We start from the raw sequence: 23,761 nt of genomic DNA, 5'->3' as shown, positions 1-23,761 counted from the left end.
GAGCTGCGTTTGTCGGAGTCGCGTGTGCGGTCAGAGCATCGTCGAGATATGGTCCGGAAGCGCGACACCGGAGTCGAGATCCTCGGACGGGATCGGTTCACCGAAGTGCGTAGCTGCGGGAACTACTCCAGCCCAAACGGTTTCGACACCAATGTCGGCGGCATCGTCGCCGGGGCCGCCGGTGCGAGCCTTGACGGAAGCCTCGTACAACGGCAGTGCAAGAACGATGGTTGCCGCCATTTCCTTGCGCGTGTGATCCCGAAGATGTTGGGAACGTCCGGGAAGCACCTGGTCGACGATCAGATTCAAAGCCTTCACTCGCTCGTCGCCGTCGGTCACGACTCGAGGTGATCCGATGATGACGCCGCTGCGGTAGTTCATCGAGTGGTGGAAGCCCGACCGCGCCAACACGAGCCCGTCGAGGATCGTGATGGTGATGCAGATTTCGCTGTCCGGAGCCAAGCTTCGCGAGGCCACCGAGCCGTGAACATAAATAGACCCGTCGCGGTCAGGGCCGTCGAGGTCGAACCCGTACGCGGTGGGAAACACCATGGGAACTCCGCCGACGTTCACGCCCATGTGGCACAGCTTCGCGGACTGCAAGACGTCGACGAGTGCCGCGCGTTCTGCGACGCCGTGGTGGCGGGCGCGCTTGTGCGTCGTACGTGCTGTCGGAGACAGCGGAATAGGTGCAGTGGGGGCAGGAGCAGGGGCAGCAAAGACAACGGAATCTGTCATGCAGACAATGCTGGTGGCAAAGTGGCTTCAAGTCATGGTCCAATCAGTGGAGACTTCGATAGGCCACTTCGATTTGCCACTTCCGGGAGGGTTCTGAATGTTTCTTCCTTCGGCGGTAGCCGTCGTCCTCGACCGGACAGATCGGCGGGCGCTCCCGATCCAGATTGCCGACCACCTCAGAGCTGATATCCGCAGTGGTAAGGCGGCAGTGGGACTGAGGTTACCCAGTTCCCGGAAGCTGGCGGCGGAGCTCGAGGTGGCGCGGGGCGTCGTGGAACGGGCGTATGAGCAGTTGATCGCCGAGGGGTGGCTTGTCGCTGTGCACGGCTCGGGCACCTTCGTTGCCGAGGCGCCCTCTCCCGCGGTCACTCCCACGACTACACCGAAGAAGACCGCCGACAAGATGTCACCCAGGGTGCAGCTCCGGCCGGGCGTGCCGTGGACGCCGCCGCGTGCATCGGCAGCGTGGCGGCGGGCGTGGCGTGACGTCGGGTCCAAACCGCCACCATTCGAGGATCCCGATCCTGCGGGTGACTACGAATTGCGTTCGGCACTATCGGAATTGCTGGCAAGAGCCCGCGGAATGTCGGTTGAACCCGAGAGAATCCTGATCACCTCAGGTGCCACGCATGGTCTCGGCCTCGCCCTGTCGGCTCTGCGTACCCGTGGTGCTGTTCTGGCGATGGAAGATCCCGGATACCGGTATGCGTCCTCGGCCGCAACAGCCTGTGGATGGTCGCTGCTCGACGTGCCCGTCGACGCTCATGGTCTCTGTGTCGACCAACTCGAAACGGCGTCGGAGGGCGTCCGCGGTGTGTATGTGACACCGTCCCATCAGTATCCGACGGGTGGGCTGCTTCCGGTAGGTCGGCGCAACCAGTTGATCGAGTTCGCACGCGCCCGCGACGTCGTCCTGTTCGAGGACGATTACGACTCCGAATTCCGTTACGACGTAGCGCCTTTGCCTGCGCTCGCCCAGTTGGCTCCTGATCGGGTGGTGTATCTCGGAACGGTTGCCAAAACGCTCGGCGCCGGAATTCGATTGGGCTGGTTGGTAGCTCCCCTCGACCTGGTCGACCGCATAGCATTACACCGCAAGCGAATCGGCGACTTCCCGTCGGTTCCGCTGCAGCAAGCACTCCTGTCCCTGCTCCGTGACGGCGAATGGGATCGAGCGGTACGTACCGCCCGGCGTAGGTACCGCGAGCGCGATCGGGCGGTCGAGGAAGCACTGTCATCGTTCGGTGAACTGCGCGGACTCGGCGCCGGCATGCACACGACGCTCATGCTCGACGCGGATCTGGCAGCCACCGTCGCTCGCGAGGCACTTGAACACGGCGTCGAAGTGCCCACCCTGGTCGAGTCCACCCGAACGCACGGAGACCCCGGTGGATTGGTCATCGGCTACGGGCGAGTGGAATCCGCGGACCTCGAATATGCGCTCGAGGTGATAGCCGAGTGCCTCGCACGTCACAGCGCGTGAAGTCTCGTTGATCGGGAGTGCGGCAACGGATGGGCGTGGTCCAGTTCTAGCGTCTGCTCGTGACGATCCGAAGCCAGACCTTTCCGCACCTGCTCGCACCAGGCACCATCGGCCCGATGACCGTGCCCAATCGCGTGGTTCTCCCTGCGATGGACATGAACCTGTGTGAAGACGGGGAAATCGAAAAGGGCGACATCGACCACTTCGTGGCTCGTGCGGCCGGTGGAACGGGTCTGATCATCACCGGTTGCTGCGCTGTTGCGTACCCGCTGGGCTGCACCAGCCGCAAGGAACCAGGGCTCTCGGAAGACCGGTTCATCCCCGGGCTCAAAGCGTTGGCCGACGCGGTGCACGACGCAGGCAGCAAGCTCTGTGTGCAGATGACACACCACGGCAAGGTGGCGCGCATCGATACCCTCGACGGCCGACCGCAGCTGGTCCCGTCCACACCGAAGCCGCCGGGTGACATGAGTGCGATGGCCGATTGCACGCCCGAAGAACTGGGCAAGATGGCTGCCATCAACGAGGGCAAGAGGGCGACCTACCACGAGGCCACCAAGGAAGATCTTGATTGGCTCGTCCGCATGTTCGCCGAGGCTGCCGGACGAGTGAAGGCGGCGGGCGGCGACGCCGTCGAGATTCACTGTGCCCACAACTACGTCCTCGGAGCGTTCCTGAGTCGGTACACGAATCAGCGCAGCGATGAGTACGGAGGTTCCATGGAGAACCGTGCACGCCTGGCTTGTGAGGTTATTCGGGCGGTCAAGGAGGAGGTCGGCGGTGCGCTTGCCGTCATCGTGCGTCTGGCCGGTCAAGAGTACGGCGAAACCGACGGGCTGACCGTCGACGAGGCTGCTGCGGCCGCCAAGATGTTCGAAGAGGCCGGCGCTGACGCCATTCACGTCACCGGTACCGCGCTGAATGCTTTTGCCAACTTCACCGACGGCCCCCTGCCCGACAAGGTCGGCTACTACACGGACAACGCAACGCGAATCAAGCAGGTGATATCGATCCCCGTGATCACGGTCGGACGTATGCTCCCCGAGGTCGGCGAGAAGATGATCGCGGAAGGTCGCACGGACTTCGCCGCGATGGGCCGCCAGCTCCTGGCCGATCCACAGTTGGTGAACAAACTCAAAGACGGTGCACCCGAGCGGGTTCGGCCTTGCATCAATTGCTACGTCTGCGTGCAGGAGAACTTCTGGGACGAGACCCCGCTGTGCGCGGTGAACCCTGCCCTGGGCAACGAAGCGCTGCTCCCCTTCGTTCGGACCAGCACTCCGAAACACGTTGTTGTGGTCGGAGCGGGCCCCGGTGGTCTCGAAACGGCTCGCGTGGCCGCTGAACGTGGGCACCGAGTCACGGTGTTGGACAAATCCGATCGCCTTGGCGGCACCCTGTGGTTCTCGAGCCTCACTACCCCGGACAACGGGCGTCTGCTCAGCTGGTTGAAAGTGGAAATCGAGCGTCTCGGTGTCGATGTTCGACTGAAGACCGAAGCCTCGGTTGCTTCGATCCGGGCACTGAACCCCGACGCCGCAGTCGTGGCCACCGGTGCAGTTCGTGAGCGGCCTAGTGTTCCGGGCGGCGACTTGCCGCACGTGCACACCGGTGATTCGTTGCGCGCGTTGATGACCGGAGCGGGAGACGTCTCACAGGTGCCGCCGTTCCTGCGGACGATGGCCAAGTTGGGCAAGCTGTCCGGTATCACCAAGAGCCCCGCGGCGATTCGAGCTGTGACCCGCAAGTTCCTGCCCATGGGTAAGGACGTTGTCGTGATCGGTGGTTCGCTTGTCGGACTCGAGCTTGCGGAGTTCCTGGCCGAGCGAGGTCGCAATGTGACGCTGATCGAAGAAGGCCAGCAGTTGGGTATTCCGATGGCGATGCCGCGCCGCTGGACGGCTGTGCGCCACGCCAAGCATGTCGGTGTGGACATTCACCGCAATTCTACGGTGCAGCGAATCACCAAGGAGCACGTCGAATTCCGTTCCGGTGACAAGACACTGACCGCTCCAGCCGACATGGTTGTCGTCGCATCGGGGGTGTCAGCGCAAGCGCCGCTGGCCGACGCTCTGATCGGCGTCGTCTCCGACGTGCACGTGGTCGGTGACGCGGTGAACGTCGACTACATCGAAGGTGCGATGCACACGGCGTGGAAAGTTGCGATGGATCTTTGACCCATCCCCTAGGTAGCGCTTTGTGCCGCAACGATGTCCGGCCACCATCGGGCCGCGACATCGGGGTGCGCGCGTAGTCGACTCTTGAGGGCGTTCGCCCCGTAGGAATCGTGGATCGGGTTGTTCGCGTCCACGGTGACGCCGGTGGCGCGCGCCGCCAGCTCGGGTGGTAGGTCGAACTCCGGGATCTGCGCTGCGTAGTTCGGGTTGAAGAAGAACGGCACCGAGATACGTTCGCCGTCGCCCTCGGGTGAAACTACCCGGTGCACAGTCGCTTTCAAGTAGCCGCCGGTAGCGACCTCGAGAAGTTCGCCGATGTTGACCACCAGCGCCCCGTCGATCGGCGGTGCGTCGATCCAATCGCCGTCGTGCTCGACCTGCAGACCGCCCTTGCCCGGTTCGACATAGAGCAGGGTCAGCACACCCGCGTCCTTGTGCCCGCCGACGCCCTGGGAGCCGGCACCTTTCGGGCGGCCCGGGTAACGCACCACCTTGATGAGGATCGACGGATCGTGAGCGAACGCGTCGTCGAAGATGTTCGCATCCTGGCCCAGGGCTACCGCCCATTCGCGTAAGAGGCTCAATGCGATCGAGGTGAGTGTGTCGTTCCACTCGGTGATGACGTCGCGGAGTTCGGGAAGGGCGTCGGGCCACTGGTTGGGGCCCTGCAGGATCTCCCAGGCCGGTGAGGTGTCGGTGCGCTCGGCTGCGGGCTGTTCGGCGCCGATGTCGATCTGCTCGCGCCAGTCCTGCTTGCCTTCGGTCAGTTCGCCGCCGAGCCTGGTGTACCCACGGAAGTGCGGGCTGCGGACGTTCTCGATCGCGAGCTTCTCGGCAGTCGGTAGCGCGAAGAACTCGCGGGCGACGGCGAGGAGGCGTCGCTGCAGTTCGTCGGGAATTCCGTGGCCGACCAGGTAGAAGAATCCGACCTCGTGGGTGGCCTCGCGGAGCTGAGTGCGGAACTGCTCGGCGGTGTCGGGATTCTGCGCAAGCGACAGATCGAGCACTGGCAGCGACGTAATCGACATGGGGTCCTCGATCCGTGTGATGGTTCTGATGTCCATCATTCCACGCTGATCGGCACCCGGACCCGCGCAGCGATTCGGCAGCCGCAGGCGTGATTACCCGCGCGGATGCGGAAACACCCTGCGGATAACAGAATCGGGGCCTTGCGCCGTTGGCGCAAGACCCCGAATCAGCGTGAACCTAAATCAGGCCTCGTCGGCCCGGCGTCTAGCTACGCCTCATCGGCTCCGATGATGAACGCTTCGAGCTCGATGCGAGCCTTGTCGTCGGCCATCTGGACCGGCGGGGACTTCATCAGGTAAGCGGAAGCCGGGTAAACCGGTCCACCGATGCCGCGGTCCTTGGCGATCTTGGCTGCGCGGACGGCGTCGATGATGATGCCGGCAGAGTTGGGCGAATCCCAGACCTCGAGCTTGTACTCCAGGTTCAGGGGAGCGTCACCGAAGGCGCGGCCTTCGAGGCGGACGTATGCCCACTTGCGGTCGTCGAGCCACTCCACGTAGTCCGAGGGACCGATGTGGACGTTGCGGTCGTGAACCTTGCCGGCAAGTGCGCCGGTCAGGTTGGACGTCACGGCCTGGGTCTTGGAAACCTTCTTGGACTCCAGGCGATCACGCTCGAGCATGTTCTTGAAGTCCATGTTTCCACCGACGTTGAGCTGGTAGGTGCGGTCCAGCACGACGCCGCGGTCTTCGAACAGCTTCGCCATCACGCGGTGGGTGATGGTGGCGCCGACCTGGCTCTTGATGTCGTCGCCGACGATCGGGACGCCGGCGTCCTTGAACTTGGCAGCCCACTCCGGGTCGGAAGCGATGAAGACGGGCAGGGCGTTGACGAATGCAACGCCTGCGTCGATCGCGCACTGTGCGTAGAATTTGTCAGCGTCATCGGAACCGACGGGCAGGTAGGAGACGAGGACGTCGACCTGAGCGTCCTTGAGTGCCTTGACGACGTCGACGGGCTCGGCGTCGGACAGCTCGATGGTCTCGGCGTAGTACTTGCCGATGCCGTCGAGGGTCGGGCCACGCTGAACGGGAACGTCCAGGGGCGGGACGTCGGCGATCTTGATGGTGTTGTTCTCGCTCGCGAGGATCGCCTCGGAGAGGTCGAAGCCGACCTTCTTGGCGTCGACGTCGAACGCAGCGACGAACTGCACGTCGCGGACGTGGTACTTACCGAACTTGACGTGCATGAGGCCGGGGACCGTCTGGGTCTCGTCGGCATCCTTGTAGTAGTGGACGCCCTGAACCAGGGACGAGGCGCAGTTACCCACGCCCACAATGGCTACGCGCACCGCGGTGCTGTTCTCACCCATGGTCGGGTTCTCCTTCTTTCCGGGATGTTCCTGTTGTCGATTGCTCGGCTGCGATCAATTCGTTGAGCCAACGCACTTCGCGTTCACTCGATTCGAGTCCGAGCTGATGGAGCTGACGGGTATAGCGGTCCAGCGATCCGCTGGCCCGACCGACGGCCTCGCGGAGCCCCTCACGGCGCTCCTCGACCTGGCGTCGCCTGCCTTCGAGGATCCGCATCCGCGCTTCTGCGGGGGTGCGGCTGAAGAAGGCGAGGTGAACGCCGAAACCGTCGTCGGTGTAGTTCTGCGGCCCGGTGTCGGCGACCAGTTCGGTGAACCGTTGCCGACCTTCCGGAGTGAGCTGGTAGACGCGACGCGCCCGACGCTTGAGCGTGCCGGTGGCAGTGTCGACGTCTTCCGAGATCAATCCGTCGGCTTGCATGCGCCGCAGTGCCGGGTACAGCGATCCGTACGAGAACGCGCGGAATGCGCCGAGCAGACCAGTGAGCCGCTTACGCAGCTCGTATCCGTGCATCGGTGACTCGAGGAGCAGCCCGAGGATTGCGAGTTCGAGCAACTGACAAACCTCCCGAGTCGTTGAACCTAACCGCTTGATGCGATAACCAACTATATCGCGCCGATATATAAAACCACACTGCGGCCCGATACGTGTACCAAGGTGTCACGGCTAGATCAGGGGGTGAACGGGTAGATCGACATGATTTCCCCGTCGAGGCCAGCGGTCAGGTACCCGCTTTCGTCGAGGTCGTTGCCGACGTGGATCTCGATGGTCGGCACGGTTTCGGTGCTTCCGACAGAGACGTACCGAGTGGTCGGATTTTGCACCGACGTTGTGGTTCCGGCGCCGTCGAGCAGGGCGATCACGATGCGAGGATCGAGCTGTGTGACGTCGATCTGTGTCACGCCGGGTTCGCGCGATCCTCCCGAAGTCGTGTCCTCGAGGTCGCCTCGGTAGTAACTGTCGAGGCTCTTGCGCTGCGCAGCAGGATCGGCGCGCGTTACGCGTGCATAAGTGGGATAGATGGTCATCTCGTCGACCAGTCCGCTGCCGTACTCCGTTTCGATGGCACGGAACATCGCCCCCAGGCCGTCGACGGTGTGCAACTGTGGCTCGGGGCTGGAGAAGATCGTGACGTCCGACGCCACATATTTGATTCCGAAGCCGATTGCCGACACCAGTGACAGAGCGATGATCGCAAGGGCGATCAAACGCGTGTCGAGCGAAGGTTCTTTCCGGAGAACAGGCAGAGACGCTTCGGTCTGCAGATCGGACGTCAAATCTTCGAGATCGCCGAGAGTGACAGCCACCGCGGCGAGTTCGGTCAATTCGTCGTGCTCGGTCGCCGTGAGTTGCCCGTCGGCGAAGGCGGAGTCCAGCACCGCGCAGGTAGCCTCGCGATCGGCATTGCGAGCGCGGGTGGTCCTGGTCAGATCGTTCGGCATGTCCGGGCCTATCGAGGAGTGAAGGGAGACAAGCGGATCGGGCGTCCGTCAGGCGTCAGGTCCATCCACCCGCTCGCGCCGAGGTTGTTGCTCACGTAGATGGAGACGCGTGGATCATCGCTCGACGAACTCATGCTGATGTGTGTGATCTCGGCGTCGGGGACGTTGAGATTTGCGGACACTCCTGCCAGATATCCGGCGAGTTTGTCGATGTCGACGGCAGCGAGGTCGAAGGTGGCAGTGCTGGCCGCTCGAGTCGACGTGCTGTCACGTGGTGTGAAACCGCCTCGAAAGTCGATGTCCTCCTCCAGATTCGGCGAGATAGCGGCGGCGCGAGTAACGCTTGCATAGCCGTCGTAGAAGTTGACGGAATCGATTATCGTCGTGCCGTACTTGGTGCTGTATTTTGTGATAAATTCCCCGATCCCGCTTGCGGTGACGGTGTTCAGTGTCGAACTCACAATGGGGGCAAGCGGTTCGACGTTTTCGTCTGCCGCCGGTGGAGGCGGTGGGGGTGAATCGTCGGCGGACAAGGTGAGGAACCCGATCAGGCCCGCGAAGACAACCGATGCGGCCGCGAGGTACCAGATCTTGTCGATACGACGAACTTTGGCAACTGCGTTGCGCAGCGTTGCTTTCTGCAGATCGCGGACCAGTAGATCGAGCTGGCCGAGGGTGGTCGCGGTCATGGCCGCAGCCGTCCGGTTCGCGTGCTCGTCGACCGTGATCTGGCCGTCGGACAGAGCCGTATCGAGAACGGCGCAGGTATCGGAACGGTCGACGTCGCGCGCACGGGTGCGCGTAGAGGTAGTAGTCGGGGACCCACTCACCGGCTCACCCTAGCTCCCGTACGGGTAGGAACGAGAGATCTCGCCCCACGGCGTGACCTCGATTCGTCCTTGGTGGCCGAGTCCGTTCTCCGCATAGATCGCGATCTCCGGGAGGCCGTAGTTCGCGTCCACGATCAAGTGCGTGATCGTGGCGTCCGAAACATTGACGTAGGCGCCGATGTTAACCATGTACGGCGCGAGCTTGTCGATCTGGATGGAACCGAGATCGAAGGTCGGCTGGCCCGTTCGCCGCGGAATGGATGTCACTTCCCGCTCGAAGCCGTCGCGAAAACTGATGGACTCGGTGAGGGCTGGAGCGTCGGGTACCGCCCGGCTCACCAGGGAGAAGTCGCCGTGGAAGCTGGCGTCATCGATGAACATGTCGCCGAACTCGTCGCGATACTTCTCGATAAATGCGCCGATACCCTCGGGAGTCAATGTGTCGATGTGTGCGATCAGGATCGGTTCGACGGTCGGCTCCGGCACCAGGGTGGTGGTCGGCAACGGTGGCGCGAGGGAAGTAGTGCTGGCATAACTGGCGGTGATGTCTTCCGAAGGCGTCAATGGTGAGCGACTCCAGGCCACCGCGGCGACCGCGCCGACGACGATCAGAGCAGCGCCACCGATGTACACGGCCTTGCGCGTCACCGACGTCCGAGGCGCCGTTGTGGTATCGATCTTCGGCACCTGCAGATCGTTGACCAGGCGCGCGAGCTCGAGCAGGGTTTTCGCGGACCTCGCCTTTTCGGTCCGTTCGAAGTAGTCCTCCGCGCTCAACTGCCCTTCGGCGTACGCGGCGTCCAACACATTGCACGTTTCGACGCGATCAAGATCACGAGCACGCGTCATCGGGGAACGGGAAGACTTCACAGGAAGTGATCGTAATGGCTGGTCGCCATGCGTCCGGACCGCAAAATGTGTTCATCGTGACCCTCCCGAACCGTCCGTGGCGGCACGGACGCACGTACGCTGGTCAGGTGCGGATACAGCGGCAAGTTGTGGACTACGCGCTCGCGCGTCGGTCTGTGCTGGCCGAAGTGTCTGCGGGTAGGACCGACGTCAAGCAAGTGTGTGACGCCGATCCGTACCTACTCAGAGCCGCGAAGTTCCACGGCCGGGGCAGCGACGTCGTCTGCCCCATTTGCCGCAAGGAACAGTTGACGCTCGTGTCCTGGGTGTTCGGCGACAAGCTCGGTCAGGTTTCGGGATCGGCCCGAACCTCGGACGAGCTCGCTCGGCTTGCGGAAACAGCAGAGGAGTTCACGGTGCACGTTGTAGAGGTGTGCCGTACCTGCAGTTGGAACCACTTGGTGCAGTCCTATGTGCTCGGCGCAGTACCTGCGCCGCCGCGACCGCGGCGAGCACGCCCACCAAGCCGGCGCACCGCCAGCGAGTAACGCCACACCCGAAGAAGGGCCCGATCGAAGTCTGCACGTGATCGGTCCGTGACCACTGGAGATTTGATTCGTGAGTTCCCCCAGCAACAACAACCCGGGAGGCAACAACCCGGGTGGCCGTCCCGTCGGTCCCAACCGTCCCGCCGGACCTCCTCAGGGTCGTCCGCCGCAGGGACGTCCGATGGGTCCACCACCGCAGGGTTCACCTCCGCAGGGACGCCCTCCGATGGGTCCGCCCCCTCAGGGTCGTCCGCAGCAAGGCCGTCCGATGGGACCCCCGCCTCAGGGTCGTCCGCCTCAGGGTCGACCTTCGGGCCCGCCTCCTCAGGGCCGCCCCGCCGGTCCCCCTCCTCAGGGTCGTCCGCCGCAAGGCCGACCTGCCGGCCCGTCGCCTCGAGATCGCGCCGCAGGCGCTCAGGCAAACGAACCGACCCAGCGCGTCGCGGCAGCAGCAGCGACCACCCGTACCAACGCGGGCACCCGCCCGCCGGTCGGACCTCCGCCGACGAAGCCGCCGACAGGTGGCTCCGGTGGCGGTGGCAACGACGGACAACCCCCGAAGGGAAGAAAGAGCACCGTGAAGAAGAAGTCCAAGTGGCGCACAGTTCGCCGCTCGGCCTACGTCTTGGTGGCGCTCGGTCTTGTTCTGCCCGTCCTTGCCTTCATGGCGGCGTACATCGTGCAGGACGTCCCCAAGCCAGGTGACCTCAAGACCAATCAGGTGGCGACGGTCTTCGCCGCCGACGGCACCACGGTGATCAGTACCGTCGTCCCGCCGGACGGCAACCGCGTCGAGGTTTCGCTCGATCAGGTACCGCTTCACGTTCGGAACGCCGTTCTGGCCGCAGAGGACCGCGATTTCTACTCGAACCCGGGCTTCTCGATCTCCGGTTTCGCACGCGCAGCCCGAGACAACGTCCTCGGTCGCGACAGTGCCGGTGGTGGCTCGACCATCACGCAGCAGTACGTGAAGAAGGCGCTCGTCGGCTCGGAGCGTTCGCTGACGCGAAAGATGAAAGAGCTCGTCATCTCCTCGAAGATGGCCAACGAGTGGTCCAAGGACGACATCCTCGCCGCGTATCTGAACACCATTTACTTCGGTCGCGGCGCATACGGCATCGGCGCAGCATCCAAGGCTTACTTCGGCAAGCCCGTCGACCAGCTGACCATCGAAGAAGGCGCCGTCCTGGCATCGTCGATTCAGCTTCCGTCGCTCCTCGATCCCGAGACCAACCCGACCGGCGCGAAGTCCCGTTGGGATTACGTGCTCGACGGCATGGTGTCCGCCGGCACGCTGGATCAGGCCGCGCGCACGCCGATGCAGTACCCCGCCTACATCCCGCTCGCCCAGGTCGACAACAGCAGCCAAGGCTCGACCGGACCCGAGGGCCTGATCAAGCGTCAGGTGCTCAAGGAGATCGGCGACGCCGGAATCAGCGAGCAGTTGCTCAACACCGAGGGCTTGCAGATCACCACGACCATCGACCCGCAGGCTCAGGCCGCAGCGGTCGAGGCAGCCCGTTCCAACATGGAGGGTGAGCCGGAGAACCTGCGCACCGCCGTTGTATCGGTCGACCCGAAGACCGGAGCCGTCAAGGCGTACTACGGCGGTGAGGACGGCGCGGGATACGACTTCGCGAATGCCGGACTTCAGACCGGTTCCTCGTTCAAGGTGTTCGGTCTCGCAGCCGCCCTGGATCAGGGAATCCCGCTCTCGCAGATGTACGACAGCTCGCCGCTGACCGTCAACGGCATCTCCATCGGCAACGTCGAAGGTGAAAGCTGCGGCACCTGCACCATCGCAGAGGCGCTCAAGCGTTCGCTGAACACCAGCTTCTACCGCCAGATGCTCAGCCTCGACGGCAACGGCCCGCAGGCAATCGCGGACATCGCACACCAAGCAGGCATCCCGAAGGACATCCCGGGCGTCGGCCCGTCGCTCACCGAGGCTGACGGTTCCGGTCCCAACAACGGCATCGTGCTCGGCCAGTACCAGGCCCGCGTGCTCGACATGGCGTCGTCGTACGCGACGCTCGCCGCATCCGGCACGTATCACGCACCACACTTCGTCCAGAAGGTCGTTGCCGCCGACGGCACCGTGCTGCTGGACCGCGGCGCACCCGCCGGTGAGGACCGCATCGACGCTGCCGTGGCGGACAACGTGACGGCTGCGATGCAGCCGATCGCGGCGTACTCGCGCGGTCACAACCTGGCCGGCGGACGTCTGTCGGCGTCGAAGACAGGTACCGCGCAGCTCGGTGACACCGGAGCCAACAAGGACGCATGGATGGTCGGCTACACGCCGTCACTCTCGACCGCGGTCTGGGTCGGAACTCCCGACGGTGAAGCGATCACCAACTCGGGCGGCGCGATGATCTACGGCTCGGGTCTGCCTTCGGACATCTGGAAGGACACGATGGACGGCGCCCTCGACGGCACCGACAACGAGAAGTTCCCGACGCCGGGCAAGATCAACGGCCAAGCCGGTGGTGTTCCGGAGTACACGGCACCTGCACCGCCCAAGACGTCGGCGCCGCCGACCACCGCACCGACGACGACGGAAACCACTCCGCCGCCCGTGGTGACGACGACGCAGGTCGAGGTTCTGCCAGGCATCACCATCCCGATTCCGGGCATCTCCCGGCCGACGACAACCACGCCGCAGGTACCAGGGGCAGGCGAGACCACCGAGGAAGAACCGGCAGGTGTGAGCCCCGGCCAGTAGTTGGAGGGTGGTCGGTTCGAAAGACGGTAACCTCGCGGAGTGGCCGCGAATGCTGATGATGCCGAACCGACCTCCCCAGCTCCGCTGGCCGAAGATCTTCGTTCGGCGGATTGGCGGGACGTTCCCAGTCGCAACGACGCGATGGTGTCTGCGCTGTCGGGAACCGTCGGCGGTCCGGTAGGTCGTCACGCACTGATCGGACGCACTCGCTTCTTCACACCGATGCGAGTGATCCTTCTGCTCGCCGTGGTGTTCTTGGCTTTCGGCTGGTTCGCGAAGGCCGGCTGTATTCAGCAGGCGCCGGTCGGCGAGAGCGGGCAGGTCGGCCTCGACTGGAGTGGCAGCCGTCAGTACGTGGCCATGTGTTACTCCGACACCGTTCCGCTGTACGGGGCCGAACGCCTCGATCAGGGAGCATTCCCGTACAAGACGTCGTGGGAAGAAGTACGCGGCGACGGTTCGATCCAGATGCGGTACATGGAGTATCCGGTCATCTCGGGGCTCTATCAGTACGGCGCAATGAAAGTCGCGAAGGCGTGGGATTCGATCACCTGGCTGCCGGGCGCGATTCAGGTGGCGCTCTATTTCAACGTCGTGGCGTTCGGATTGGCGTTGGCGTGGCTGGTCACCGTGTGGGCGAGCACCCTGCTGGCCGGACGACGAGTGTGGGACGGTGCGCTCATCGCGTGTTCCCCGTTGGTGATCGTGCACGTGTTCACGAACTTCGATCCTCTGGCGACGGCGTTCGCGGCCGGTGGATTGTTGGCGTGGGCACGCAAGCGGCCCGTGCTCGCGGGAATCCTGCTCGGCCTGGGCGGCGCCGCGAAGCTCTACCCGCTGCTCCTACTCGGACCGCTTTTTGTCCTGTGTCTGCGCGCGGGCAAGACGAGGGACTGGCTGGTGACCGCACTCAGCGCCGTCGCGGCATGGCTTGCGGTGAACCTGCCCATCGCCGCGCTGTACCCGCATGGTTGGTACGAGTTCTTCCGGCTCAACTCCGAGCGCGGGGCCGATCCCGATTCCCTCTACAACGTGATCGCGTCGTTCACGTCGTGGAAGGGCCTCGACGGTCCTCTCGCCCAGGGTGAGTCACCGTCGAATCTCAACGCCGTCTCTCTGCTTTTGTTCGTGGCCGTCTGCATCGGTGTCGGATACGTCGCCCTGACGGCGCAGCGTCGTCCGCGAGTTGCGCAGTTGTGCTTCCTGTTGGTGGCCGGCTTCCTGATCACCAACAAGGTGTGGAGCCCGCAGTATTCGTTGTGGCTGGTGCCGCTGGCCGTGTTGGCCTTGCCTCACCGCAGACTTCTGCTCGCGTGGATGACCATCGACGCCCTGGTCTGGGTTCCTCGAATGATGTATTACCTCGGGGTGTCCAACAAGGGGCTGCCCGAGCAGTGGTTCACCGGCACCGTCGTGATTCGCGACATCGCGGTACTCGTTCTGTGCGCGCTGGTGCTCCGGCAGATCTACCGGCCGTCGGAGGATCTCGTGCGGTACGGGTTCATCGACGATCCGGCGGGCGGTGTTCTCGATCAGGCTCCGGACAAACAACCTGCCTGGCTACCCGGTTGGTTGAAGCCGTCCAAAGCGAAGGAACCGGAAACCGTCGCGGTCTGAGGTCACCACTCGTCGAGGGTGGTGTACCCGTCCTGGACCGCGCGGGCGAACAACGCTGCCTTCGTGGGAGCCGGCCGCCCGACGTCGCTGTACTTCGTGCGTACCCGAGTGATGTGTGTGTTGACGGTGCAGACGCGTAGGCCGAGTGTCTCGGCGACCTCGGACTTGGAATCCGAACGAAGCCAGGCGAGAAGTACTTCGATCTCGCGGACGCTCAGCTTCGGCTGGTGCTTGCCGTGCTTGGGGTTGCCGACTCGGGACACGTTTGCCTCGATCTTCGGAGAAATGCCGATTGAAGACATGCGAGTAGCGCCTTTCGACGGAGGGAATGGGCGTCGACTGCCGTATTTGCAGAAGGGCTGCTGAGATGGGGCGCGACTGAGAACGAGTATTTCGATCGAGGCGACTCAGTGGAACGGGCGCAACTCTCTCGATACAGAGTCCATACAACGGACAAATCCCCTACCTGCTCCGATAGAGTGCGTCGCTATGAACTCGAAGGCGGAAGCCGGTAGGCACAATCAGGTCGTTCCGGGCCAGATCGAGTCGCGTGGACAGTTTGCTGAGGCGCTCACGGCGTTGCGGAAGGCAGCCGGACTGACGGTTCGCGAAGCGGTCGAGCGTTCGGGTGGTTTGCACGGAACCGTCAGCGGATGGTTTGCCGGCCAACACCTGCCGACGCCGGCGAGTACCCCGATGTTTTTTGCGCTCCTCGAGGCGTGCGGCGTCGACTCCGAGGATGAGCGGCAGCGCTGGATCGGTGCGGTGCAACGAGTGAGGCAGTTGACGGCCAGACGACGCGGCGACGCCACCGTTCCGTACCGAGGTCTCGAATCTTTCCGACAAGAGGACGCCGAGTGGTTCTTCGGTCGAGACGAACTCACTGCCAACTTGGCCGAACGGGTGGCGTCGGCGATACGAGGTGTCGGCCGCAGTCAGTTCATGGTGATCGGTGCTTCCGGATCGGGTAAGTCGTCGTTGCTGCGGGCCGGACTCGCCCCCAAGGTTGCCGAGGGCGATTCACGGTTCGACGGCTGGCGGGTGGAAATCCTGCAGCCGGGTACGGGAGGAATTCCGTCGTCGATTTCCGACGAACCAACCGTCTTGATCCTCGACCAGTTCGAGGAACTGTGGACGCAGTGCGACGGTGATCGGCGCGAGGAAATACTGCGGACTCTCGCGGAACTCGGTGAGAACACCATCGCCGTCATCGGAATGCGCGCCGACTTCTACGGTCTCGCGGCGGAGGAACCGCTTTTGGTGTCGCTGCTCGACGATTCGCCGATGGTGGTCGGGCCACTGACCGACGAACAATTGCGCGAGGTGATCGTCGAGCCTGCGGTCAAGGCCGGGATGACCGTGCAGAGCGAATTGGTTCAGGTTCTGGTCTCCGAGCTGACACCACGCGGCTCGCGTACGGCGAGCGACCCCGGAGCTTTGCCCTTGCTGTCACACGCACTGTTGGGGACCTGGCAACGGTCGACGCGTAAAACTCTGACCGTCTCGGATTACTACGCCACCGACGGGATTGCCGGAGCCGTCCAGCAAAGCGCGGAGGAAGTGTACGGCGAGCTCACAGAGCGGCAGCAGCAGTTGGCGCGCAGGATCTTCCTCCGATTGGTCAACGTCGACGAAGTGACGCAGACGCGTCGGCGTGCACCGCGCACCGAACTCTTCCTCGGTGACGACGTCGACGACGTGAACACCGTCATCGACCGGTTCGCCTTACGTCGCCTTCTCACCGTCGACGAAGAGACGGTCGAGGTTTCGCACGAGGTCTTACTGTCAGCGTGGAGTCGGCTTCGCGATTGGATCGACTCGGACCGCGCCGGCCTGGCGGTGCATCGCCGGTTCACGTACGCGGCGCAGGTGTGGGAAGACAGTGGACGCGACCCCGGTGCGCTGCTCGGACCCGCACGTCTTCACCTGACGGAAGAATGGCTGAACTCGGGTGAACTCGGTCTCCCACTGGAACCGAGTCGGACCCGCGCCGCCGACCTCAACGCCACCGAGCGGGAGTACCTCGCTGCGAGCATCGAGCATCGTGATCAGCAGGAATTTGCCGATCGCCGACGTACACGCGTTCTGCGACGGCTCGTGACTGCGTTGGCAGCTGCGTCGGTGATCGCTCTGGTGTTGGCGGTGGTTGCGACCGTCGCCGGTATCGGAGCGAACCGTCAACGTGTCCAAGCAGATACCGCGCGAGACGAGGCGATGTCGCGTCAGGTGGCCACCGAGTCGGTCAGGATGCGCGAGCGGGATCCGTCGCTGGCGTCGCAGCTTGCTCTGGCGGCATTTGCGGTCAACGAAACAACCGAAGCCCGCTCGGCGTTGCTGGATGCGTCGGGCGTTCATTCGGCTACTCGCATCATCGGACCGCCCGGCGCGATGAAGGCCCGGATAAACCCAGCCGGAACTGTTGTGGCGGTGGGTGGTTCGGATGGGAAGGTCAGACTTTATCCGATGGTGGACGGTGTGGCCTCAGCTGTTCCGCAGGCGGAGTTCCTCGGAGTCTCGGAGGGCACGGCCCTCTTTGCCGTCGCCTACAGCCCGGACGGACGGCTGCTTGCGACCGGTGGCGCCGGCGGCGCTGCGCTGTGGGACGTGGCGGATCCCGAGAATCCGGTCCGTGGAACACTTCCCGTCGACGGTGAACGCGTAGTGCAGGACATGGAGTTCAGTCCAGACGGAACCAAGCTGGTCGCCGGTACCTCGACGCCCGACGTCCTGCGATGGAACATCGACGTTTCCGCGAATGCCGTTGCTTTGCCTGCTCTTCCGCACCCAGCTGACGGCATCGTCACCGCGACGTTCAGTCCTGACGGACGTTTCCTCGTGGCGGGCGGGCGTCAATCGACACTTCGTGTGTGGGACGTCGCAAAGTGGGGTGAGGAATCGGCGCCGATCTTCGCGACCGAGCCGAACGGCACCACCGTCCATTACCTCGGCGTCGCCTTCAGCCCGGACGGACGCGAGCTTGCGGCGGGAACCACTGGCAGGGAGGTGGTTCGGTGGGACATGAGCGATCCGGCGCGCCCCACTCCCCTGCCAGCACTGACGGGATTTTCCAGCTACGTCAACGAACTCAACTACGGCAAAGACGGAACACGTCTTGCCGCAGGAAGTTCCGACAACTCCGTGCGCGTGTGGGACCCACGAACCGGGGCGTTGATCGAAACACTTCCGGACAGTGGGGCGGTGACCACCGTCGACTACAGCGACGACGGCCGCAACCTGGTCACCGGAGGACTCAACGGTGTGACTCGCGTGTGGGCTCTACCGGGTCCGGTCTGGGCGGGAGCTCGGGACACGATCTTCACCAGTCCCTTTGCCGCGGACGGCTCGCGTCTGGTGGCCGGCGTCGGTGCCAGGGGTGGCGCGATGTTGGCGTGGAACACCGAGGATCTCGATCGCCCCGCGGTGATGCCGGAGTTGAAACCGCAAGGGGCCGACTCTTTCAGCGGTGCATCGGCGGTGTCGGCAGACGGGAACCTGGCTGTGAGCGGCACCGGCGGCGGCGGTGCCTATCTTTGGGACCTGAGTGATCCGGCGTCGCCACGGATCTACAGCGAACCCGCGGTGTACGTGAAGGGCATCGTGGCGGTCGTCGCGTTGAATCCCGCCGGAGATCTGCTGGCGGTGTCCTCGCAGGACGACAACAGCATTGCGTTGGTCGACGTTTCCGATCCATCGGAACCGAAGCTGCTGTCGTCGACCGATGTCGGCTCCTACCCGCAGATGATGGCATTTCAACCGGGCGCCGACATCCTGGCGATCGCGAACGCCAAGAACGAGGTGGATCTGTGGGACGTGTCGAACGCAGCGTCGCCCCGGGTGGCGGCGACGGTGGGTGGATTCGAAAGTTACGCACTAGCAGTGTCTTTCAGCGCCGACGGGACGTTGTTGGCCGCTGGAAGTGCGGATCACAGGGTCGCCGTGTGGGACGTACGCACACCGTCGGCACCCGAGGAGCTCGCTCGTCTTCTCGGCCCCGAGGGCGCAATCTATTCGATCTCGTTCAACCGCGCCGGTGATCGGCTCGCTGCCGGTGTCGGTGACGGAACCGTCTGGCTCTGGGATATCGAGACTCCCTCGCGGTCAACACGATTTGCGACGCTGTCCGCCTACCCGGGTCGCGTCAACGACGCTCAGTTCGCCGGCGCGAGTGACATGATCGCGGGCAGCGGGTCGGACAAGACCGTTCGCTTGTGGGGAATCGACCCCGACAGCGTCGTTGATCGATTGTGCCGCACCGCAGGATCTCCCATCACGGAAGCCGAATGGGAGCGGTACCTGCCCGGTGTTCCCTATCAGGATCCGTGCGCCGGCTGACGTGGGTCAGTTCATCCAGAACTCGAGCGCCGCTTCCCGACCCAGCTCGCCTCCGCTGCCGGTGATCACCAGTCCGGCGGAGGTGAGCTTGTACGTCACGTCCTTGTTGGTGACGGTGAATCCGTTGCCAGTGGGCGTCGGATCGTCGAGTTCGATGGTGGCGCCGTCGCTCAGCCGTTGACCCTTGTAGTAGTAGCGGCCGACTCCCGTTTCGCAGATGACGATTCGTGATCCGGTCGTGACGGCGATGGCGACGGCAGGATTGGTGGAGTTGCAACTGGGGCCGCCGGAGATGAAACCCTGACGGTCGGTGCCAGAGACGGTCGGCGCCGGACCGATCGAGGTTGTGACGCGTGGTGGTGTCGTCGTTCTCGGCGCTGTGGTGGGTGCACTCGGTGCCCGAGTCGTGGTCGTGGAGTACGAGTACGGCGTCGTGTAGGTGAAACTCCGCGAACTCGCTTCATCGGCGGCGTTGCCGAAAGCGGCGGCAAGCAGGCCGAAGAATGCGATCCACACGATCACGGCCAGGATGCCGAGTGCGGTGAAGATGTAGCCGATGATCAGTCCGGCAAGGGCGAGTCCGTCGCCTTCCTCGCCGGTCCGTTTGATCTGGCCGCGAGCGATGTGCCCGAAGACGATCCCCAACGGCGCGATGAGGAACGCGAAGACGAGGGCGAGCACCGCGAGTGTGTTGGTCGGCCGCCTGCCGTACGGATCGGGCTGCCCGTACGGAGACGGTTGCCAATTCTGATTGCCCTGGTACCCGTACCCACCCTGATCGCTCATGAGGTGAATCTTGGCATGGACTTCGTCGAAGAGTGCAGGTGATGGCTAGTTTCGGGTACGTGTCTCGAGCTGAGGTGCGATGGTCGGCCAGTCGTCGTCGGTCATCGCGAACAGCGCTGTTGTACGCCAACTGCCATCGGCGCGGCGCCGGTGCTTGCGCAGCAGGCCCTCGAACTGAGCGCCGAGCTTTGCGATCGCTGCCCTGGACTGTTCGTTGAACTCGTCCGTGTGCCACTCGACGCGCACGGCCTCGAGCTGGTCGAAGGCGTGACGAAGCAGGAGCAGCTTCGATTCGGGATTGATCCCGGTTCCCTGAACCGATCGCGACAACCACGTGTATCCGATTGCAAGACTGCGGTTTACCGGGTCGATCTGGTACATGGACGTAGTGCCGACCACGGCGTTCGTGGCGATGTTCACTTGCGCGAAGGCGATCCGATTCGGGTCGTCGGTTGCTGCAGCGATGTACTTCCGTGCCTGTTCCCGATCGGTGATGGGCGATGCGGTCCAACGAAAGATCGCCGCGTCGTCGGCAGCAGCGAGCAGAGCGTCGGTGTGCGCGACGCCCAGGGGCTCGAGTCGGACACGATCACCGGTCAGCGTCGGTGATTCGAACCATGATGCAGTCATCAGGCGTGCTCCCGTGAGTGAGTCGGAAGGTTGTTGTCGGAGTTCGCAATCTGATCGGTCCCACCGGCCAGCGGATACCGCAACGGGACTCGCAGGAACAGGACGAAGAACACGGCGAGCAGGATGACGTGGCCCCACACACTCGCTTGGACGACGGCTTCGTACTTGCTCGGATCGAGATTCATGTCCAGTTGGTAGAAGTACCGGAAGATGCCGATACCCAACGCAGCGTCGGCGATCAGATAGGCGACGATCCAGAACCACCGGATCTTGAACAGTACGAGGAACGGCAGGATCCACAGTGTGTACTGCGGTGAATTGACCTTGTGCAGCAACACGAATCCGCACAACATCGCGGCGCTGACTGCAATCCACGGAAAGTAGCCGTCACGGACGTAGCGGCGCCAACCCAGATACATCGCGAGCGCGAACGAGACCAGGATCATGACCGGAGACAGGATGCTCACCAGTGCGTCGTAGTCGGCGTTGAGTTCGCGAACTCCGAAACCGTAGAACGGGCGCAAACCCCAGAACCACACCGAGTTGGTGGTGATGTCGGCGCTTCGCTTCTCCTGGAAGCTGAACGACGCGCGCCAGCCTTCGTACGAGATGAGGGCGAACGGCAGGTTGACGAGGACGACGGTGACGATCGCCGCGCCCGCCGTCATCAGCGCCCCACGAACGTCGTAGCGCTTGCCTTCGGTGCCGCGTAGGAGCACGTAGGCCATGAGCGGCAGCACGAACATTCCCGGGTACAGCTTCAAACAGAAACCGATCGCCAGGATGACGGCCGCCAGAACCGCGCGAGTTCGCAGTGGAATCCGCTCGAACGTCATCAGGAAGATCGCGCCGACGCTGGTGGCCACCACCGGGAGCTCCCAGTTGTGGAATGCGTACAGAACCAGGGGCGGAGTCGCCGACCACACGAGCGCGTACGCGCCGCTCATCTTGCCGAGCATCCACGCCGTGAGCAGTCCGAAAGGAGCCAGGATCAGTGCCGAGTGCAGAAGGAAATCGGTGTCGGTGTGTGAGCCGATACCGCCCAGCCACATCAGAATTCCGCTGAGCACCGGGTATTCGACAGTTCCGCCGGTCAGGAATCCTTCGGGCGTTATCCCTCCGGTGACAAAGGGGAACAGATGTTGATCGATTCCTCGTCCGAGCCAGAGCAACTGGATATCGGAGTAGCAGACGTCGATGTTCTTGTTGACGTCGAAGTTCAGGCTTCGGCCGTCGGGCGCGAACGGTGCACCGCCGCATCTGGCCTTGTTGAAATAGCCCAGCGCCATCGTCAGCCCGCACAATCCGACGACCAACGCCAGGATCGACGCCGGGGTCTTGCGGTCTGTTCGCATGATTCTCACCCTAGGGGGCGCAGTGGCTCGCGGGGTGATGCGTCTGCGCCACGCGTCGCGCATCGATCTGGTGGTCTTCCTGGAGGGCCGGGACGATTTCCCTGGTCAAGGCCCCTCGTGTAACCTACGAGGGTTGCTGACGCAACGACCCTCCTGCCACGGATAGTCCGTGGCCGTTTTCACTTAGTCCACAGGAGGTGATGAGGTCTTATGCGTCATTACGAATTGATGGTCATCCTTGACCCCAGCCTGGACGAGCGCACTGTCGCTCCTTCACTGGATACGTTCCTCAATGTTGTGCGCCAGCACGGCGGCACGATCGACAAGGTCGATGTCTGGGGTAAGCGTCGTCTCGCCTACGAGATCCTGAAGCATGCTGAAGGTATCTACGCGGTGATCGACATCAACGCCACTCCCGCCACCGTCGCTGAGCTCGATCGTCAGCTCGGTCTGAACGAGTCGGTTCTGCGCACGAAGGTTCTGCGCCACAACAAGTAATTACTGTCGGTAGCGAGCTCTACTCTCGCGCCCAACGGTCTTACATCAATGCAGGAGGAACCACATGGCTGGCGACACCATCATCACCGTCATCGGAAACCTGACGGCTGATCCTGAACTTCGTTTCACCCCGGCGGGTGCCGCGGTTGCAAACTTCACGGTTGCTTCCACGCCCCGCACCTTCGACCGTAATTCCAATGAATGGAAAGACGGCGATGCGCTGTTCATGCGTTGCAACATCTGGCGCGAAGCAGCCGAGAACGTCGCGGAGAGCTTGACCCGTGGTTCACGAGTAATCGTGAGCGGCCGGCTCAAGCAGCGTTCGTACGAAACTCGCGAGGGCGAAAAGCGAACTGTCGTCGAGCTCGAAGTCGATGAAATCGGTCCTTCACTGAAGTACGCCACGGCAAAGGTCAACAAGGCCAACCGTGGTGGCGGCGGTGGAGGCGGCAACTTCGGCGGTTCCTCCGGCGGATCGGGTGGCGGACGTCCGAGCGCTGCACCTTCGGGTGGAGACGATCCTTGGGGCAGTGCGCCTCAGGCTTCGGGCTCCTTCGGTGGTGCGGGCAGCGACGAACCGCCCTTCTGATCCGTACCTGATCAGGAACATCCAGAAAAGAGCAAAGACATGCCGAAGCCGCCCTTGCGCGACAAGGTTATGAAGAAGAAGGTCTGCACCTTCTGCAAAGAGAAGAACACGCAGATCAACTACAAGGACACGACGTTGCTTCGTAAGTACGTCAGCGATCGCGGAAAGATCCGTGCTCGCCGTGTCACCGGCAATTGCGTCCAGCACCAGCGCGACGTTGCCATTGCCGTCAAGAACTCACGTGAGGTAGCACTGCTGCCTTACGCCACCGTGGCTCGCTAAGGAAAGGGAGGAAAGAACATGAAGCTCATCCTCACCGCTGACGTGGACAACCTCGGTGCGCCTGGCGACACCGTGGAGGTCAAGGACGGCTACGGCCGTAACTACCTGCTCCCCCGCGGACTGGCAATCGTCGCCACCCGTGGCGCCGAGAAGCAGGTCGAGGGCATCCGTCGTGCACAGGAAGCGCGCGCTGTGCGCGGCCTGGATCACGCCAAGGAGCTCAAGGCAGCTATCGAGGGCCTCGAGTCCGTAACGCTGACGGTCAAGACCGCCGGTGGCTCGGGCAAGCTCTTCGGTTCGGTTACCGTCGCTGACGTCGCTGCTGCGATCAAGGCTGCCGGTGGACCGGTTGTCGACAAGCGCTCCATCGTGTTGCCGAAGGCTCACATCAAGAACACGGGCAAGCACGCCGTGGTCGTGAACCTGCACCCCGATGTGGTTGCCAAGTTCAACCTGAACGTCGTCGGCGCATAGTCGACTGTTCGTCTCGTCGGGCCCCGCACACTTCGGTGTGTGGGGCCCGACGTTTTGTTTCGGG

General features: G+C 63.5%; 21 protein-coding genes. 10 read left to right on the top strand and 11 right to left on the bottom strand.

The genetic code is table 11. From position 1 onward, the window contains the following. Positions 1-30: 30 nt before the first annotated feature. Positions 31-738: a pyridoxamine 5'-phosphate oxidase family protein gene (locus AC3WQS_RS23395; RefSeq protein WP_492712522.1), complete on the bottom strand. Its 708-nt coding sequence runs from the start codon at positions 736-738 to the stop codon at positions 31-33. 97 nt (positions 739-835) lie between these two features. Between AC3WQS_RS23395 and pdxR the strand changes: the two genes are divergently transcribed. Next, on the top strand, positions 836-2,221 hold the full coding sequence (gene pdxR, locus AC3WQS_RS23390; RefSeq protein WP_172932791.1) for a MocR-like pyridoxine biosynthesis transcription factor PdxR: 1,386 nt from the start codon (positions 836-838) through the stop codon (positions 2,219-2,221). A gap of 59 nt (positions 2,222-2,280) precedes the next feature. Then, positions 2,281-4,398 carry an oxidoreductase gene (locus tag AC3WQS_RS23385; protein WP_172932792.1) on the top strand — a complete coding sequence of 706 codons (2,118 nt, stop codon included), beginning with the start codon at positions 2,281-2,283 and terminating at the stop codon, positions 4,396-4,398. Positions 4,399-4,406: 8 nt separating this feature from the next. On the opposite strand, the gene AC3WQS_RS23380 is transcribed toward AC3WQS_RS23385, so the two are convergent. The 6 genes from AC3WQS_RS23380 to AC3WQS_RS23355 form a co-directional block, all read right to left on the bottom strand. Next, a complete protein-coding gene (locus tag AC3WQS_RS23380; protein ID WP_019746062.1) occupies positions 4,407-5,465 on the bottom strand; it encodes an isopenicillin N synthase family dioxygenase in 1,059 nt (352 codons plus the stop codon). Positions 5,466-5,635: 170 nt separating this feature from the next. Continuing rightward, positions 5,636-6,739, bottom strand: a complete 1,104-nt coding sequence (locus tag AC3WQS_RS23375) for an inositol-3-phosphate synthase (RefSeq protein ID WP_003945979.1) — start codon at positions 6,737-6,739, stop codon at positions 5,636-5,638. After that, complete coding sequence (locus tag AC3WQS_RS23370) at positions 6,732-7,295, bottom strand: PadR family transcriptional regulator (protein WP_003946014.1); 564 nt, start codon at positions 7,293-7,295, stop codon at positions 6,732-6,734. The genes AC3WQS_RS23375 and AC3WQS_RS23370 overlap by 8 nt, the downstream gene beginning before the upstream one ends. A 116-nt stretch (positions 7,296-7,411) precedes the next feature. Beyond that, on the bottom strand, positions 7,412-8,182 hold the full coding sequence (locus tag AC3WQS_RS23365; RefSeq protein ID WP_069145287.1) for a DUF1707 SHOCT-like domain-containing protein: 771 nt from the start codon (positions 8,180-8,182) through the stop codon (positions 7,412-7,414). An 8-nt stretch (positions 8,183-8,190) separates the two neighbouring features. Then, complete coding sequence (locus tag AC3WQS_RS23360) at positions 8,191-9,012, bottom strand: DUF1707 SHOCT-like domain-containing protein (RefSeq protein WP_134999340.1); 822 nt, start codon at positions 9,010-9,012, stop codon at positions 8,191-8,193. Between the two features lie 9 nt (positions 9,013-9,021). Further along, positions 9,022-9,861: a DUF1707 SHOCT-like domain-containing protein gene (locus AC3WQS_RS23355; RefSeq protein ID WP_053062083.1), complete on the bottom strand. Its 840-nt coding sequence runs from the start codon at positions 9,859-9,861 to the stop codon at positions 9,022-9,024. A gap of 128 nt (positions 9,862-9,989) precedes the next feature. Between AC3WQS_RS23355 and AC3WQS_RS23350 the strand changes: the two genes are divergently transcribed. The 3 genes from AC3WQS_RS23350 (at position 9,990) to AC3WQS_RS23340 (ending at position 14,751) form a co-directional block, all read left to right on the top strand. Beyond that, positions 9,990-10,409, top strand: coding sequence for a DUF5318 family protein (locus tag AC3WQS_RS23350; RefSeq protein WP_042448217.1), 420 nt, complete (start codon positions 9,990-9,992; stop codon positions 10,407-10,409). A gap of 577 nt (positions 10,410-10,986) precedes the next feature. Beyond that, positions 10,987-13,134 carry a transglycosylase domain-containing protein gene (locus tag AC3WQS_RS23345; RefSeq protein WP_019746057.1) on the top strand — a complete coding sequence of 716 codons (2,148 nt, stop codon included), beginning with the start codon at positions 10,987-10,989 and terminating at the stop codon, positions 13,132-13,134. 39 nt (positions 13,135-13,173) lie between these two features. After that, positions 13,174-14,751, top strand: a complete 1,578-nt coding sequence (locus AC3WQS_RS23340; RefSeq protein WP_205907120.1) for a glycosyltransferase family 87 protein — start codon at positions 13,174-13,176, stop codon at positions 14,749-14,751. 2 nt (positions 14,752-14,753) lie between these two features. Here the strand turns inward: AC3WQS_RS23340 and AC3WQS_RS23335 are convergent, their stop codons facing one another. Then, positions 14,754-15,053, bottom strand: coding sequence for a helix-turn-helix transcriptional regulator (locus tag AC3WQS_RS23335; RefSeq protein WP_492712523.1), 300 nt, complete (start codon positions 15,051-15,053; stop codon positions 14,754-14,756). 187 nt (positions 15,054-15,240) lie between these two features. Here AC3WQS_RS23335 and AC3WQS_RS23330 point away from each other — a divergent pair, with 187 nt between their 5' ends. Then, entirely contained in the window at positions 15,241-19,083 is a 3,843-nt protein-coding gene (locus AC3WQS_RS23330) for an nSTAND1 domain-containing NTPase (RefSeq protein WP_492712524.1), read from the top strand. A gap of 6 nt (positions 19,084-19,089) precedes the next feature. Here the strand turns inward: AC3WQS_RS23330 and AC3WQS_RS23325 are convergent, their stop codons facing one another. Genes AC3WQS_RS23325 through AC3WQS_RS23315 form a run of 3 tightly spaced genes read right to left on the bottom strand, consistent with a single transcriptional unit; the run spans position 19,090 to position 21,854 of the window. After that, entirely contained in the window at positions 19,090-19,869 is a 780-nt protein-coding gene (locus AC3WQS_RS23325) for a DUF4190 domain-containing protein (protein WP_462376894.1), read from the bottom strand. A gap of 45 nt (positions 19,870-19,914) precedes the next feature. Further along, positions 19,915-20,499: a GNAT family N-acetyltransferase gene (locus tag AC3WQS_RS23320; protein ID WP_197942213.1), complete on the bottom strand. Its 585-nt coding sequence runs from the start codon at positions 20,497-20,499 to the stop codon at positions 19,915-19,917. Next, complete coding sequence (locus AC3WQS_RS23315) at positions 20,499-21,854, bottom strand: glycosyltransferase family 87 protein (protein WP_462376893.1); 1,356 nt, start codon at positions 21,852-21,854, stop codon at positions 20,499-20,501. The genes AC3WQS_RS23320 and AC3WQS_RS23315 overlap by 1 nt, the downstream gene beginning before the upstream one ends. Before the next feature lie 210 nt (positions 21,855-22,064). Between AC3WQS_RS23315 and rpsF the strand changes: the two genes are divergently transcribed. The 4 genes from rpsF (at position 22,065) to rplI (ending at position 23,697) form a co-directional block, all read left to right on the top strand. After that, positions 22,065-22,352 (top strand): 30S ribosomal protein S6, encoded by a 288-nt coding sequence (gene rpsF / locus AC3WQS_RS23310; RefSeq protein WP_003941237.1) that lies wholly within the window; start codon positions 22,065-22,067, stop codon positions 22,350-22,352. A 64-nt stretch (positions 22,353-22,416) separates the two neighbouring features. Then, a complete protein-coding gene (locus AC3WQS_RS23305) occupies positions 22,417-22,941 on the top strand; it encodes a single-stranded DNA-binding protein (RefSeq protein WP_003941248.1) in 525 nt (174 codons plus the stop codon). 39 nt (positions 22,942-22,980) lie between these two features. After that, the gene (rpsR, locus tag AC3WQS_RS23300; protein WP_003941245.1) at positions 22,981-23,223 is read left to right on the top strand and encodes a 30S ribosomal protein S18; all 243 of its coding nucleotides are present in this window, start codon (positions 22,981-22,983) and stop codon (positions 23,221-23,223) included. An 18-nt stretch (positions 23,224-23,241) separates the two neighbouring features. Further along, positions 23,242-23,697, top strand: a complete 456-nt coding sequence (gene rplI / locus AC3WQS_RS23295; RefSeq protein ID WP_007735531.1) for a 50S ribosomal protein L9 — start codon at positions 23,242-23,244, stop codon at positions 23,695-23,697. Positions 23,698-23,761 lie beyond the last annotated feature (64 nt).

The organism is Rhodococcus sp. FW305-130 (genome assembly GCF_058788335.1).
Note: the sequence above shows the minus strand (reverse complement) of the source record. Positions and strands in the feature narration are given on the sequence as shown.

Excerpts from the sequence above, each read along its gene's own strand:
- AC3WQS_RS23395 (WP_492712522.1), bottom strand. The coding sequence starts at position 738 with ATGACAGATTCCGTTGTCTTTGCTGCCCCTGCTCCTGCCCCCACTGCA.
- pdxR (WP_172932791.1), top strand. The coding sequence starts at position 836 with ATGTTTCTTCCTTCGGCGGTAGCCGTCGTCCTCGACCGGACAGATCGG.
- AC3WQS_RS23380 (WP_019746062.1), bottom strand. The coding sequence starts at position 5,465 with ATGATGGACATCAGAACCATCACACGGATCGAGGACCCCATGTCGATT.
- AC3WQS_RS23375 (WP_003945979.1), bottom strand. The coding sequence starts at position 6,739 with ATGGGTGAGAACAGCACCGCGGTGCGCGTAGCCATTGTGGGCGTGGGT.
- AC3WQS_RS23365 (WP_069145287.1), bottom strand. The coding sequence starts at position 8,182 with ATGCCGAACGATCTGACCAGGACCACCCGCGCTCGCAATGCCGATCGC.
- AC3WQS_RS23355 (WP_053062083.1), bottom strand. The coding sequence starts at position 9,861 with ATGACGCGTGCTCGTGATCTTGATCGCGTCGAAACGTGCAATGTGTTG.
- AC3WQS_RS23335 (WP_492712523.1), bottom strand. The coding sequence starts at position 15,053 with ATGTCTTCAATCGGCATTTCTCCGAAGATCGAGGCAAACGTGTCCCGA.
- AC3WQS_RS23330 (WP_492712524.1), top strand. The coding sequence starts at position 15,241 with ATGAACTCGAAGGCGGAAGCCGGTAGGCACAATCAGGTCGTTCCGGGC.
- AC3WQS_RS23325 (WP_462376894.1), bottom strand. The coding sequence starts at position 19,869 with ATGAGCGATCAGGGTGGGTACGGGTACCAGGGCAATCAGAATTGGCAA.
- AC3WQS_RS23320 (WP_197942213.1), bottom strand. The coding sequence starts at position 20,499 with ATGACTGCATCATGGTTCGAATCACCGACGCTGACCGGTGATCGTGTC.
- AC3WQS_RS23315 (WP_462376893.1), bottom strand. The coding sequence starts at position 21,854 with ATGCGAACAGACCGCAAGACCCCGGCGTCGATCCTGGCGTTGGTCGTC.
- rpsF (WP_003941237.1), top strand. The coding sequence starts at position 22,065 with ATGCGTCATTACGAATTGATGGTCATCCTTGACCCCAGCCTGGACGAG.
- AC3WQS_RS23305 (WP_003941248.1), top strand. The coding sequence starts at position 22,417 with ATGGCTGGCGACACCATCATCACCGTCATCGGAAACCTGACGGCTGAT.
- rpsR (WP_003941245.1), top strand. The coding sequence starts at position 22,981 with ATGCCGAAGCCGCCCTTGCGCGACAAGGTTATGAAGAAGAAGGTCTGC.
- rplI (WP_007735531.1), top strand. The coding sequence starts at position 23,242 with ATGAAGCTCATCCTCACCGCTGACGTGGACAACCTCGGTGCGCCTGGC.